This is a genomic window from Dyella dinghuensis (assembly GCF_003977615.1).
Lineage (GTDB): Bacteria > Pseudomonadota > Gammaproteobacteria > Xanthomonadales > Rhodanobacteraceae > Dyella_B > Dyella_B dinghuensis.
On record NZ_RYZR01000007.1, the window covers coordinates 492,903 to 508,037 of the forward strand.

Genomic DNA, 15,135 nt, shown 5'->3' on the forward strand with positions numbered 1-15,135 from the left:
TCAGAAGCCGGCGTGCAAGAACGCGTCCAGATTGGTGACGTCCAGCGTGCCGATGCCCGCACCCGGGTTGTAATGCGGTGCACCCGCGTAGAACCAGTTGTCGCCGGCACGAACGCTGTTGAACGGCGAGAAGCGGCCATAGCCGAAGAAGTTCTGAATGGCGTAGATCTGCGGGTTCCACAAACCGATGCGATGGCCCGTGCTTTGCCGTAGCAGCGCGGTGATGCCGTTGAGCTGCGGCGCGACGAAGCTGGTGCCACCTTCGCCGCTGTTCAAGCCGCCGTCAAACGTCGACACGAAGATGTAGCCCGTTTCCGGATCTGCGTTCAACGAAATGTCGGGCACGTTGCGACCTTGGAAGTGAGCGGGCAGTTTCAGCAACGTGGTCGGACCGGCGCTGGGATCGTTGTAGACCAGCGATTGCTTCGCTTCGCTGGCGCGGACACCGAACGTGAATTGCTGATAGAAGGGTGTGCGCCAGTAAACGCTCACGCCGCCGCCGCCGCCGCTGGAGAACAGATCAATCACGTTCGGTCCGATGTACGTGTTGAAGTAGTTCTGGATGTAATCCCAGCCCCAAACGCTCTCCTGCGTGATCGATTCAACCGGGCCGGTGCCAAACGCGTAGCTGTAAGGCGTAGTGGTGCCACCTGCTGCGGTGATGAACGGGTCGGATGCCGGCGAATCCACGGTGAGTGGCGCGGTGAAGTCGCCCACGCCTGTGCCAGCGCCGAGTGAGCGAACGGTGTCGTACGCACCCGAATCGCCGGCGGCGGCGAACAAGGATTGTCCTTGCACCGCCGCTTCCAGGAAGATTTCGTGGAACGCACGCAGATCACCCGCGTCGCTGGTATCGGTGTCGCTATCGCCATTGACGATGGCGCCGAAGTTGAAGATTTCCGGGCCGCCCCAGCTGGTCGAAATGCTGTCTGCCACGTTGTCCGACACGGCTTGCGCAAACGCGTCGATGTAGCCGTTACCTGCATTCGGTGCGTCGTACACGATGATGTTGGCGAACGGTGCAACACCACCCGACTGCTCGACGTCGATCGACGTTTCGCCACTGCCGCCGTCAATCGCACCGCCACCATCCACGTGCACCTGTGTGATGCGGTTGGGTTTGGTCGTCAGGCCGATATCCGACCAGTAAGTCGTCGCATCGGCAGGATAGAAATTCGACAAAGTCACGATAGCGACGGTCGATCCCTTGCCGACAACGCCACGCTGATACAGAGGATTGATGTTGTAGAAGTTGGCGACGTCACCGACGGTGTATTCCCCTGGCTCGCCCGACGCCGTCGGGTTGCTGCCGGAGGATTTCGTCAATGCAGTGGCCTTGCCGTTCTGGCTTTGCAGCGACACGAACGCAGGCGTGGAGACGCGATGCGAGAGATACGTGCGCTCGTTGCTCAGGCCGCTCGCGATAGCCACGACATCGGCGATCGACGATGGGATCTGCGGTGTCGATGACGGCTTGTGGAAGTGGCGCCCCGTCTGGCTTGAGACGTAGTTGTGAACGGATGTACTGAAGAGCGCGTTGAACTGGCTCAGCGTGCCGCTCGTTTGGATGGCCAGATGGCTCGGCAATACCTGGGCGGTGATGCCTTGCTGTTTGAGAACCGACTGCACCCGCGCGATATCGGCGTCGGTTGCGCCATATTGCGCAGCAAACTGCGCGGTGGTCAGAAACTTCTGGTAGTTCGCACTACCGGGCGTGACGGTTTGCTTGATGTAATCTTCCAACGCCGCCTGGTTGTGTAGTTTCAACACCAGCGTGACTTGCAGATTCTGGTTTGTCGAAGCAGTACCCGTATCAACGGCAGGGGTGGCGCTGGCCGCCATGGCACCGGCACTCAGACCGGTCAACAACAAACCCAGAGACAGCGAAAGCGACGTGCGATGCAACTGCGCAATCATTGTGTTTCTCCTGATAGGCACAACGGTTTGCGACACCGGTCATGCATGGGCAAAGACGTAGAAGCACCCATGCCCAGCCGGCGTAGCCGTTGGGCGATTAGCTGAAATCTCTACTTCCCCGCGACGCTCCCTGTCTCCCCTGAAGACGGTGTGACGTAGCCCCCTCAGCCTATCGCGCCTTCCGGTGACGGGAAAGTGCCCGGAAGGCATGTCGGTCTGACTGAATTGCATGTAGGTGTAAATCGCTGATCTGTAGTCGATTCATGTGCGGCAGGCCTTGCATGACGGGGTGACACGCATTGAAGGGATGGCGAAACAACGGGCGCATGAAAACACCCGCACTTCATGTCGCGATGCGGCAACGCGTTCCTCGACGGAATAGCGGTTTCAATCGATGTAAGTGATTTCTCAGGCACATCGTTGCTCGTACGGCGCCTCCATGTGCAAAGAACGGATTTGATGCATTGCATATCGCGAATCTTGTGCGCTTTCGCCTACGTGGCGCACGGAAAATTCCATATGCATCAATCACTTCTAAAAGTAACCTTCGCGCAAATTTTCAGCCAGCGTCACGGCGGTTCGCTCTGCGCTCGATGGAAACGACATACCAACCCTCAAGGAGTTTCTTATGCGCAAGCTCGCAACCGTCGCTATCGCGATGGCGCTCGGTGCCGCCTCGGCGAGTGCATTCGCCGATAGCGGCAATGCATTCGTCAATGCCAACATCGGTAGCTCGAACTACAACATCGACGCGCCGGCCAACGTCGACGGCTACGATTCCTATCAGAACAGGTACGCCGCAGCGGGTGCATTGCGTGCCGGTTATCGCTGGAACAGTGTGGTCGATTACGGTTTTGAAGTCGGCTACGGCTACCTGGGCAACGCGCGCACCAAGATCTACAACGATGACGGCGGCGCTCGTCTGAACCAGAAGAATCGTGGCTGGTTGCTCGGCGGCAACCTCAACTACAACATCACCGACCACTGGTACGTTTCGGTGCGCACTGGCTGGTACCGCGCACGCAACACGTATTCGATGAGCGCGATGCCGTCGGGCACCTACGACGTACGCGGCAACTACACCGCGACCGGTGAGTACTTCGGTGTTGGCGCCGGCTACAACATCAACAAGAACCTCAGCGTCGGTCTGGCCTACGACAACTACCACACGCCGGGCGACGTCCTGCGCAGCAGCAGCCCGGATACCGATGGCACGGCCGTCAAGGGCACCCGCATCGGTATGTACTCCGTCCAGGCCGAATACCGCTTCTGATCCTCACGTCCTCCGTGTCGATCGCCTCTACGGCCGCCTCGCGCGGCCGTTTTTTATGGAGCGGCCCGATTGGGGCACAATAGAGGGGTTGTGCCCCGTGAGCGCAAGGCTCGCGGGGCTCCCCTAGCCAGTCGAAGCCATCGCCATGACCACCATCAAGCAAGACGATCTGATCCAGTCCGTTGCCGACGCGCTGCAGTACATCAGCTACTACCACCCGGTCGACTACATCACTAATCTCGCCGCCGCTTATGAGCGCGAGGAGTCGGCCGCTGCGAAAGACGCGATGGCGCAGATCCTGATCAATTCGCGCATGGCGGCGGAAGGCCATCGTCCGCTGTGCCAGGACACCGGCATCGTCACGGTGTTCCTCAAGGTGGGCATGAATGTGCGCTGGGATGCCACGATGTCGCTGGAAGACATGGTGAACGAAGGCGTGCGTCGCGCTTACAACGATCCGGACAACAAACTGCGCGCCAGTGTGCTCGCCGATCCGGCCGGCAAGCGCAGCAATACCAAGGACAACACGCCCGCGGTGATCAACGTTTCGATCGTGCCGGGCGATACCGTCGATGTGATCGTCGCGGCGAAGGGCGGCGGTTCGGAAGCGAAGTCCAAGTTCGTGATGCTGAACCCCTCCGATTCCATCGTGGACTGGGTGCTCAAGACGCTGCCCACCATGGGCGCGGGCTGGTGTCCGCCGGGCATGCTTGGCATCGGCATCGGCGGTACGGCCGAGAAGGCGATGCTGCTGGCGAAAGAAGCGTTGATGGAGCCGATCGATATCCAGGATCTGATCGCCCGCGGTCCGTCGAATCGCGCCGAGGAATTGCGCATTGAGCTGTATGAGAAGGTCAACGCACTCGGTATCGGTGCGCAGGGTCTGGGTGGTTTGACCACCGTGCTCGATATCAAGGTGAAGGATTATCCGACGCACGCGGCGAATCTGCCGGTTGCGCTGATTCCCAACTGCGCCGCGACGCGTCATGCGCACTTCACGCTCGACGGCTCCGGCCCCGTAATGCTCGATCCGCCGTCGCTCGAAGACTGGCCAACGCTCACCTACGACTCATCGAAGGGCCGTCGCGTGAATCTCGACACCGTCACGCGCGAAGAAGTCGCCAGCTGGAAACCCGGCGAAGTGCTGCTGCTCAACGGCAAGTTGCTGACGGGTCGCGATGCCGCTCACAAGCGCATGGTCGATATGTTGAACAAGGGCGAGCAGCTGCCAGTGGATTTCCACGGCCGCTTTATCTACTACGTCGGCCCGGTCGATCCGGTGCGCGATGAAGTCGTCGGTCCGGCGGGCCCGACCACGGCCACGCGCATGGACAAATTCACCGAGCAGGTGCTGGCGCAGACCGGGCTCCTCGGCATGGTCGGCAAGGCCGAGCGTGGCCCGGCGGCTATCGACGCCATCAAGAAGCATCAGTCCGTTTATCTGATGGCGGTCGGTGGCGCGGCTTACCTTGTTTCCAAGGCGATCAAGGCTTCGCGCGTGGTGGGCTTTGCCGATCTGGGTATGGAGGCGATCTACGAATTTGATGTCAAAGATATGCCCGTCACTGTTGCGGTGGATTCCGCGGGCACGTCTGTGCACAAGACCGGGCCGCGCGAGTGGCAGGCACGTATCGGCAAGATTCCGGTTACCGTCGAATAACGCGCCGCGCCCTTGCTCCCTCCCCTGCAAGCAGGGGAGGGCTGGGGTGGGGTCATTCAATCTCGCCGTGAGGCAAGCTCGTGCCACCCCCTCCCAACCTCCCCCTGCAAGCAGGGGGAGGAGCAGATCTTCGAACTATCACCATTTTCCGTTTAGCCATCCAAATGGCCGTCCATAGTCCCAACCGACGGTTGCATTCCAGCTGATGCAGCGCAACACTGACAGGATTGTGTCCCCCGCAACCCTGACAGAGACATCGTGACCTCAAATGCCTCCGCGCCGCTTTCCGCCGGCGCTCCCTGGATCGTGATGAAGTTTGGCGGCACCAGTGTCGCCACCCTGCCGCGCTGGCAGAACATCCGCGAACTCGTCGCCAGCCGCCGCGCCGAAGGTGCGCGCGTGGTGGTCGTCGTGTCCGCGCTGACCGGCATCACCGACGCACTCAAACATCTGTGCACCCAGGACGACAAAGGCAAACGTATCGAGGCTGCGAAGGCGATCGCGCAACGGCATTACGACTTGCTCGATCACATGCAGCTGGCGGTTCCCGATACGCTCGCATCGCGACTTTCGGAGCTGGCCAAGCTGGCGGAAGAAGGCCCGGCGTCGCTCGGCGAACTCGCCTGGTCTGCGCAGGTGCAGGCGCAAGGTGAGTTGATGTCCAGCTCGCTTGGCGCTGCATTCCTCACGCACAGCGGTTTGGCCACGCAGTGGGTGGACGCGCGCGATTGTCTTGCCGCCATCGCACTGCCCAACCAGAACGAGCGCACCAAGCTGCTCTCGGCGATGGTCGAAGCGAAACCGGATCCATCACTCAATGCGCGTCTCGCAAGGTTGGGCGACGTGTTTATCACGCAGGGTTTTATCGCGCGCGAATCGAAAGGCCGTACGGTGTTGCTCGGTCGTGGTGGCTCGGACACCTCTGCGTCGTATTTCGGTGCGTTGTTGAAAGCGCAGCGCGTGGAAATCTGGACGGATGTGGCCGGCATGTTCACCGCCAATCCGCGTCAGGTGCCTGGCGCACGCCTGCTGCAGAAACTCGACTACGAAGAAGCACAGGAAATCGCATCGACCGGTGCAAAAGTGTTGCATCCGCGCTGCCTGTCGCCATTGCGCGAACCGCGCGTGCCGATGCTGATCAAGGACACCAACCGGCCCGAGCTGGAAGGTACCGTCATCGGTCCGGAAGTGCGCGAGCATGCGCCAAGCGTCAAGGCGATCAGCGCACGCAAGGGCCTCACATTGGTGTCGATGGAATCGGTCGGCATGTGGCAGCAGGTCGGCTTTCTTGCCGATGTGTTTACACACTTCAAGCAACATGGTCTGTCGGTGGATTTGATCAGTTCGGCGGAAACGAACGTCACCGTGTCGCTCGATCCCACCGAAAATTTGCTCGATTCGGATGCGGTAGCCGCGCTTGCTAGCGATCTTGCCAAATCGTGCCGCGTCAAAGTCATCGCGCCGTGCGCCGCCATTACGCTGGTGGGCCGCGGCATGCGCTCGATGCTGCACACACTTTCCAGCGTGCTCGCAGAATTCGGCCAGTTGCGCGTGCACCTGATCTCGCAGTCGTCGAACAATCTCAACCTCACGTTCGTGGTTGATGAAAGCGTCGTCGACGAACTCGTGCCGCGCCTGCACGAAATGTTGATTACCGCCGGTGCATTGCGCACCGACGACAGCGCGTTGTTTGGATCGAGTTGGCAAAGTCTCTACGGAAGTGGTGAAACGGTCGTTGCTGCCGATGCATGGTGGCGAACGGCATGCCGAGACGAACTGCTCGCACTCGGTGTGCAGGCGACGCCGCGATATGTCTACCATTTGCCGACGGTTCGACGTCAAGCGCGCGAACTGAAGTCGCTGGGTTCGGTGGATCGTCTGCATTACGCCGTGAAGGCGAACACGCATCCCGCGATTCTGCGCGCACTTGCCGAAGAGGGTTTTGGCTTCGAGTGCGTATCGCCCGGCGAACTCAAAGCGGTGATGGCTGCGGTTCCGGAATCAGCGCCGCTGTTGTTCACCCCCAACTTCGCGCCTCGCGAAGACTACGCATGGGCCTTCACGACACGCGCGACCGTGTCACTCGATTCGCTCTACCCGCTCGAACATTGGGGCGACGTATTTCGCGGGCGCGAAATCGTATTGCGCATCGACCTGGGGCGTGGCCTCGGCCATCACGAGAAAGTGCGAACAGGCGGCAGCGGCAGCAAGTTTGGTTTGCCCGTCGAACAGATTGACGCGTTCTTGCGACTCGCCGATACCTACAACGTCACCGTGCGCGGCCTGCATGCGCATCTAGGCTCCGGCATTCTCGATGCCAAGCATTGGGGCGAAGTCTATGGCCAACTCGCCAGCCTGGCCGAACGCATCGGCAGCGTGGATTTTCTGGATATTGGCGGCGGACTCGGCGTGCCTTCGCATCCAGGCGAGGCACGACTGGACATCGCCGCGCTGGACGAGGTGCTGCGCAAGGTCAAATCCGCGTATCCGCACTACAAGCTTTGGATGGAACCGGGCCGTTACCTGGTCGCCGATGCAGGCGTGCTGATCACGCGCGTGACGCAGCAGAAAGGCAAGGGCAGCTGGCGCTATCTCGGCGTGGATACGGGCATGAATAGCCTGATTCGCCCCGCGCTGTACGATGCCTGGCACGAGATCGTGAACCTTACGCGCCTCGATGAGCCCGCCACGGCGCTGTATCAGGTCGTCGGCCCGATCTGCGAAAGCGGCGACGTGATCGGCTCCGACCGCCGTCTGCCGGAGGCGAAAGAGGGCGACGTGATGCTGATCGCCCAGGCCGGCGCCTACGGCAAAGTGATGTCCTCCCCTTACAATCTGCGGGATGAGGCGGAAGAAATCATTCTTGAATGACCCTCGATGCTTTTCCCCTCTCCCCTGCGGGGAGAGGGCAGGGTGAGGGGCCGCTCTTGCGATGACGGAAAATTTAATCGGGTTTGAAGGGGCCTCATCGCAAGAACGGCCCCTCATCCCGGCCTTCTCCCCGGAGGGGAGAAGGGGCAGAGCAAGGGAGCTGCGTCTCAGGATGAAACGCTTGCATGTAGATCGCGCGCGGGGACTGCGCAGAAGCATGACCGACGCCGAGCATTTGCTATGGCTTCATTTGCGCAACCGGCATTTCTCCGGATGGAAGTTCCGCAGGCAGCACCAAATCGATCGCTACATTGTCGACTTCGTCTGTCCGAATGTTTTCCTGATTGTGGAATTGGACGGCGGACAACATGCAGAAATGATGACGGCGGATGCTGATCGCACATGTCGACTTGAGGGAATGGGTTATCGTGTGCTGCGCTTCTGGAACAATGATGTGTTGATGAATACGGAAGTGGTGCTTGAGGTGATTTTGGAGGCCTTGGCTAGAGCGGCCCCTCACCCCAACCCTCTCCCCAAAGGGGAGAGGGAGTAAAGCGTGGCGTGACTCTACCCCCTCTCCCCTTTGGGGAGAGGGCTGGGGTGAGGGGCCACACTCGCGACAAGTTAGAAACAGATCCGGAGTATTTTGAGTGACCAACCCGATCCAACCGCGCCTGACCCAGGTCTTCCGCTTCGTGCGTTGCAGCTATGCCGACGGTGTGGCCGAGCTGGTCTATCAGTTCGACCAGGGCGAGGAACTGATCGAGCGCGTGCGTTTTCCGGCAGCGCCGGCCATCGGCGCAGGCCACAAGCAGGCATTCGAAGCAGCACTCAAGATGCTGCACTTGATTGCAGGTGTGAGCTATTACAAAGCAGGCGTTCCGCCGAAGATAGAAGTGGCTGATGGCCCACTCGATGACACGACCGCTAGTTTGCTCGACGCGTTGTATCTGCACGGTTTGGCCGAGTTCGCGTATCGCAATGGGCTGGATCTTCGCGGGCGCATCAATTTCCCGTGCATCGTATCAACGCACGCAAAAACCGCTCCTGCACTCCATCTACCAAAGCGCACGCTGGTGCCGATCGGCGGTGGCAAAGACTCACTCGTTGCGGTCGAAGCGATCAAGCAGATCGGCGGACAGGCGACAGCCGTATGGGTCGGCAACTCACCCTTGATTGCATCGTGCGCAGAACGCACAGGCCTGCCGACGCTCAATATCCAGCGCGAACTCGCGCCGGGTTTGTTCGAACTCAACCGTCTCGGTGCATGGAACGGCCACATCCCCGTGACGGCGGTGAACTCGGCCATTCTCGCTGTCGCCGCGATTCTCTACGGATACGACAGCATCGCTTTCGCCAATGAACGTTCTGCTTCCGCCGCGACGCTGGAGTACGAAGGCCAGCAAGTGAATCATCAGTGGAGCAAAGGCTACGCGTTCGAGCAGATGTTCAGCGATTGGCTGCATACGCATGTCGCGGCCGATCTGGATTACTGCTCGCTATTGCGTCCGTATTCGGAACTGGCCATCACGCGCGCGTTTGCGAAACTCACGCCGTACTTCGATGTGTTCTCCAGCTGCAATCGCAATTTCAAGATTCTCGGTCCGAAACCTGCCGATCGCTGGTGCGGACAATGCCCGAAGTGTCACTTCGTGTTTCTCGCGCTGGCCCCGTTTCTGCCGAAGCCGCGATTGCTGGCCATCTTCGGTCGCAATTTGCTGGATGATGAATCACAAGCGGCAGGCTTCGACGCGTTGCTCGAATACCACGATCACAAACCGTTCGAATGCGTCGGCGAGGGCGCGGAGGCACGCGCCGCGATGTATGCGCTGAGCCAGCGTCCAGAGTGGCAGGAGGATGCACTCGTCGCACGTTTCCGCAGCGAGATATTGCCGCAACTCGATGTCGCGGAACTTGCACTTGAGCCTTGGCTGACGCCGGCAGGCGATCATCGTGTGCCTGATCGTTTGCAAGCAGCGCTCGTGGCGATCGGCTAACATGCGCATCGAAGACCTTGCCGGACAACGCGTTGCGATCTGGGGATTCGGTCGCGAAGGCCGCGCGGCAATCCGCGCGTTGCGCCAGCGCCTTCCTGGGTTGACGCTTGCACTTTATTGTGCCGAAGCAGAACTCGCTGACGCGCAAGCATTCGACTCAGCGTTGCGTGTCTACGCAAACGAACCGGATGCCGTGGCACTCAGCGCTTACGACCTGGTCGTGAAGTCGCCCGGTATTTCGGCTTACAAGCCGGCGATCATCACCGCTCAAGCGCAAGGCACGCGCTTCACTTCTGGCACGGCGTTGTGGTTCGCGGAAAATCCGCAGGCACGCGTGGTTGCCGTAACAGGCACCAAAGGCAAAAGCACCACCACGGCCTTGCTGGCGCACCTTGCCCGTGCATTGGGTATCCGCACCGCGCTGGCAGGCAATATCGGATTGCCGCTGCTTGAGTTGCTTGATCAGCACGCGGATTTGTGGGCGATCGAGCTGTCCAGTTTTCAAACCGGCGAAGCTGGTGCGTTAGAGCTGGGTGTCATCACCAGCTTGTATGAAGAGCATCTCGACTGGCATGGTTCGCGCGAACGCTATGTCGCCGACAAACTCAAGCTTGCCGATGCGGCGCGTCAGTTGCTGGTGAATGCAGAGCAAGCCTCCTTGCTTGAAAAAACCGCAGCGCATCCTCATCGCATCCTGTTCGGGCAGCGAGATGGATGGCATGTGGCGGAAGGATTCATTCGTCGCGGCGAAGCAGACGTATTCGCATTGAATCAATTACCCGTGCCTGGGCTGCACAACGCCTTGAATGCCTGCGCCGCGCTAGCAGCGTTGGAAGCTATGGGTTTCGATGCCGTTGCAGCGGCTCCGTCGTTGTCAGTTTTTCAACCGCTGCCGCATCGCTTGCAACCGCTGGGCGAAAGCGGCGGCCTGCAATGGATCAACGATTCCATCAGCACCACGCCGCAGGCAACGATTGCTGCGCTCGACAGCCTGCGCGATCGCGAAGTCACCGTCATCGTCGGTGGCCATGATCGCGGTCTGGACTGGTCGCCGTTCGTAAAGGATGTCGCTACACGTAAAGGGTTGCGCATCGTGACGCAAGGCGCCAACGGTCCGCGCATTGCATTCGCGTTGCGTGCGGCAAAATCTGAGATTCCGCTGGGCGATGTCGACAACCTCACCGACGCCATCGACATGGCACGCATCATCACGCCAAGCGGCGGTGTCGTGCTGCTGTCCCCGGGTGCACCCAGTTTCGATCAATTCCACGATTACGCGGAGCGCGGCCAGCGCTTCGCCGAGATGGCCGGATTTGATGCCAAAACAATGACAGGCATCGGCGGATTGGGCATAGCCTGAAGATCACCTCGGCGTTCCATGGCAATAGGTGGCGGTAGCCTTGTCTAAGGTGCACGATACGCGCCGTGTCTTTTCACGTGTCGTTAACACGTGCGCATGCGCAAAAAAATCTTTAGCGCGTAATATGCGCCCAGCATCGACCTGATTTCTTGCATTCGATAACCCGGCTTGCGCTTCAGGGAACGTCCATGACGGGCGTCCATGTCTCGGGGAAAAGGAATTTTTGGGTTACAGCTTGAATGGAGTCTTTGGTATGCAGAAAGAAGCGGATCTGTACCGCGGATGTTCTGCTGTCCGCGATGGCCTTGGATGTCCGCGCCAAATGACATTTGGCGCCCGGATATCTGATTTCCCGAATGACGGCGTTCGTCAATGCTTCTTTCTGGAGCGAACGCCTGGCGATCAAAGTTTGACAGCTACGTATCGCAATCGACGTAAGCGTGCCGATTCGACGCTCCGGCTTTTTAACCTCTCATGCATTTATGCAGCGATTGCGTTCGGCATTTTTGGGCATTCGGCGCACGCGCAAACCGTGAGTGCGGTAGCCAGTGGCCAATCGAATGTTGGTACCACCTGGAGTAATGGGGCCGTGCCGAGTGCTGGCAACAACTACGTCATCGGCAGTGGGTTTGTGGTGAATACCCCGCCGGTTGGTAATGCGACAACGCTCAATTACACATTCGGCGGCGATTCGTTGACTGTTCAGTCGGGTGGCACGCTGCAATTGCGAAGCAGCAACGCCAGTACGACATCACACGGAAATTACACAATTTCAGGGTTGACGCTGCAGAGCGGTAGTAGCCTGACACTTAGCACGGGGGTCGGTTCGATTATTTACACACTGCAGACAGGGCTGAATTTAGCGAGCTCAGGCAGTGTGACCCTAGTGAACAACAACAACGCTGCTGGCTACGTCGTCGGCCTGGTTCTGGCACCCAACTCCGTGCTTAGCGGCGGAGCCAACATCAATCTGATCTTTCAAGCGAATGGTCAGAATGGCGTGCTTGAAAAATACATGACGGTCAGCAGCGCCAACAATCCCTACACGGGTAATTGGAACGTAACGGCCGCCAATTCAAACGCCAATCGTGAGGCAGGCCTCGTCGCAAATGCGGTCAACGCGCTAGGCACTGGTAGCGTCAGTCTTACCGGTTCGACGCTGGTCAACCAAGTAGCCGACGGTCTTGATTCGATCAGTGGCGTGAATGTGGGTGCCAATTCGTTCGTAGAGGTTAATGCAACATGGAACAATCCAGCGGCCACGTTGGCGCTGAATGCTGCATCTTCCAAAGTGACGATCAGTGGTGCAAACACCGCGATGAACATCGGCAACCTGACTGGCGTGACCGGTTCGTCCATCACTGGCAACGCGTCGGGTGAGTCGTTCAGCGTTAACACCACTACCGATTCGCTTTATGCAGGCACCATCGCGGGCAGCATTGCTTTTACCCAAAGCGGTCCCGCTACGTTAACCCTGACCGGCAACAACACCTATACGGGCGGAACTACGGTAACTGGCGGCCTGATTAATTTTTCTTCCTTGTCCAATTTTGGCACCGGCAGCATCACGCTCAACGGTGGTGGCTTGCAATGGGCAACCGGTAATACGGCTGATGTCTCCGCGCAGCTGAATCCTTTGGGCGCGAACGGTGCGACGTTCGATACGAATGGCAATGATGTGACGCTTGCCGGTGCGCTCTCTGGTGCAGGCGGTGTGTTGATCAAGCAAGGTGCGGGTACGTTGACGTTGACCGGTGCTAACACGTACGACGGCGGTACGCAGATCAATGCGGGCACAGTGCAGATCGGCGCTGGCGGTACATCGGGGAGCATCGAGGGCAATGTCGCCGACAATGGCATGCTCGCTTTCAATCTCTCTAACGCAGCGACGTTTAATGGCTCGATTTCCGGTACCGGCGGCGTGTCGCAGTTAGGTTCGGGCACCACGATTTTAACGGCCGACAATACTTACACGGGTGAGACGACGATCAGTGCGGGCACCTTGCAATTAGGCAATGGCGGGAACAGCGGTAGCGTCGCCGGCAACGTCGTGGACAACGGTACGCTGAGTATCAACCGGTCCGACACCGTGACGTTGCCTGGGGTGATTTCCGGTACCGGCAACCTGGCGCAGATAGGCACCGGCAGCACCACTCTCACCAGCGACAACACGTATACCGGTGGCACGTCTATCAAGGCTGGAACGTTGCAGTTGGGCAACGGCAACACCGCGGGAAGCGTGCTTGGCGACATTGCCGACAACGCCATCTTGGCGTTCAATCGCTCCGACACCGTGGTGTATTCCAACATCATCAGTGGTAGCGGTGGTCTCAATCAGATGGGCCCTGGCACGCTGCAACTGGATGGCGCGCAAACGTACACAGGTCCAACCAATGTCTTGAGTGGCGTGCTCGCTGTCGACGGCTCGATTCAGTCGGACACGACAACGGTCGCATCGGGCGCCACATTGTCGGGTTTCGGCGACCTCCACGGTAATGTGATCAACCAAGGCACGGTGTGGCCGGGCAACGCGATCGTTGGCGATACGAACTATGGCACGCTGACCATCCACGGCAGCTACGTCGGGCAGGGCGGTTTGCTCGAACTCAACACCTACCTCGGCGGGGACGGCTCGCCCTCGGATGTGCTCGCGATCGATGGCGGTGCAGTCACCGGTAACACCGGCGTGATCGTTCACAACACCGCGAAGGGGAGTGGTGAAACCAGCGGCGACGGCATTCTGGTGGTATCGGCGATCAATGGCGCCACCACGACGGCCGGTGCTTTCAACCTGGTTTCCGAAACACGCAGCGGTGCGCTCGACTACCGTCTGTTCCGCGGCAGCGTGGATGGAACAAGTCCAGACAGCTGGTACTTGCGCAACGAATTCACCGTGCCGCCCGAACCACCAGAGCCGCCGGTACCGCCGGAACCTCCGCAGCCACCCGATCCGATTCTTCCGCCCGATCCGCCGCCAGAGCCGCTACCGCCCGGTGTATACCCGATCATCGGGCCTGACGTGGCAACGTACGGTGTCGTGCAACCCGTGGCGCGCGAGTTGGGCATCGTCACGCTGGGTACGATGGATCAACGCATCGGTGATAGTGCATGGTTGGCATCGTCGACAGGCGATACCGATCATGGTCCGTCAGCGTGGGGACGTTTGTTCGCCACCAATATCGATAACAGCTATCGCGCTTTCGCCGCGCCGCAGGCGAACGGCAATCTGTATGGGTTCCAGACGGGCGTGGATGTCTGGCAAGGCCAGCTGTTCCCGGAAAGCATAGATCGCTTCGGTGGCTACGTGTCTTATGGTGAGGCGGACATCAATGTGCGCGGCCTGGTGACGAATGCAGAAGCGACCAATTACGCCATGCAGCACACCGGTACATTGACGCTGCGTGCAACCTCGGCTGGTGCCTACTGGACGCACTACGGCATCAGCGGCTGGTATCTCGATGGTGTTGTGCAAGCCAGCACTTACAACGGTGCTGCCACCACGCAAGACGCTCGCCTGAACACGAACGGTGTAGGTTTCGTCGGTTCGCTGGAATTCGGTTATCCCATCGCGCTGCCGCAGCTGGGTGCAAGCTTTGCGTTGGAGCCCCAAGTTCAGGCCATCTGGCAACACACCTCGTTCAGTCCCAACAACGATGGCGTCGGAGATGTTGCATTGGGTAGCACCCACGGCAGCACAGGGCGAATCGGCGTACGCGGCAAATGGCAACTGACAAATTCGAACGGACAGTTGTGGGAGCCGTATGCGGCTGTGAACTTCTGGCGCGATTGGGGCGGCCGTAGCACGACGGTGTTTGGTGATTCATCGAGTAGCGCGAGCACTGCACCGCTCCTGCCACAAGCAAACCGAGCAGAACTCGCTGGCGGCGTCACAGGCAAGCTTTTAGCACGGCTAAGCGTATACAGCTCGTTGGGTTACGAGCACGAGTTGGGGACTTCGACGAATGCCCGGCGCGAAGGCTTCAACGCCGATGCGGGGCTGCGTTACACGTGGTAGCAAGAAGGCGACGCAAACGTGCTTTGTCCGAAACGGTCATGG

The 15,135-nt window shown here is 59.6% G+C and carries 8 protein-coding genes; 7 read left to right on the forward strand and 1 reads right to left on the reverse strand.

Annotation, left to right across the window (positions count from 1 at the left end):
• Window positions 1-1,917, reverse strand: coding sequence for a S53 family peptidase (locus EKH79_RS15920; protein WP_126674805.1), 1,917 nt, complete (start codon window positions 1,915-1,917; stop codon window positions 1-3).
• Between the two features lie 628 nt (window positions 1,918-2,545).
• On the opposite strand from EKH79_RS15920, the gene EKH79_RS15925 reads away from it, so the two are divergent.
• From EKH79_RS15925 to EKH79_RS15955, 7 genes are all read left to right on the forward strand, one after another.
• Entirely contained in the window at window positions 2,546-3,190 is a 645-nt protein-coding gene (locus EKH79_RS15925) for an outer membrane protein (RefSeq protein WP_126674806.1), read from the forward strand.
• Window positions 3,191-3,335: 145 nt separating this feature from the next.
• Window positions 3,336-4,850, forward strand: coding sequence for a fumarate hydratase (locus tag EKH79_RS15930; protein WP_126674807.1), 1,515 nt, complete (start codon window positions 3,336-3,338; stop codon window positions 4,848-4,850).
• Between the two features lie 258 nt (window positions 4,851-5,108).
• Window positions 5,109-7,721: a bifunctional aspartate kinase/diaminopimelate decarboxylase gene (locus EKH79_RS15935; protein WP_267900453.1), complete on the forward strand. Its 2,613-nt coding sequence runs from the start codon at window positions 5,109-5,111 to the stop codon at window positions 7,719-7,721.
• A 217-nt stretch (window positions 7,722-7,938) separates the two neighbouring features.
• Window positions 7,939-8,274: an endonuclease domain-containing protein gene (locus EKH79_RS15940; protein WP_233590358.1), complete on the forward strand. Its 336-nt coding sequence runs from the start codon at window positions 7,939-7,941 to the stop codon at window positions 8,272-8,274.
• A gap of 97 nt (window positions 8,275-8,371) precedes the next feature.
• Window positions 8,372-9,718, forward strand: coding sequence for a UDP-N-acetyl-alpha-D-muramoyl-L-alanyl-L-glutamate epimerase (gene murL, locus EKH79_RS15945; protein WP_126674809.1), 1,347 nt, complete (start codon window positions 8,372-8,374; stop codon window positions 9,716-9,718).
• Window position 9,719: 1 nt separating this feature from the next.
• Window positions 9,720-11,078: a UDP-N-acetylmuramoyl-L-alanine--D-glutamate ligase gene (gene murD, locus EKH79_RS15950; protein WP_126674810.1), complete on the forward strand. Its 1,359-nt coding sequence runs from the start codon at window positions 9,720-9,722 to the stop codon at window positions 11,076-11,078.
• A 589-nt stretch (window positions 11,079-11,667) separates the two neighbouring features.
• Window positions 11,668-15,093: an autotransporter outer membrane beta-barrel domain-containing protein gene (locus EKH79_RS15955; RefSeq protein ID WP_158621272.1), complete on the forward strand. Its 3,426-nt coding sequence runs from the start codon at window positions 11,668-11,670 to the stop codon at window positions 15,091-15,093.
• Window positions 15,094-15,135: the final 42 nt, after the last annotated feature.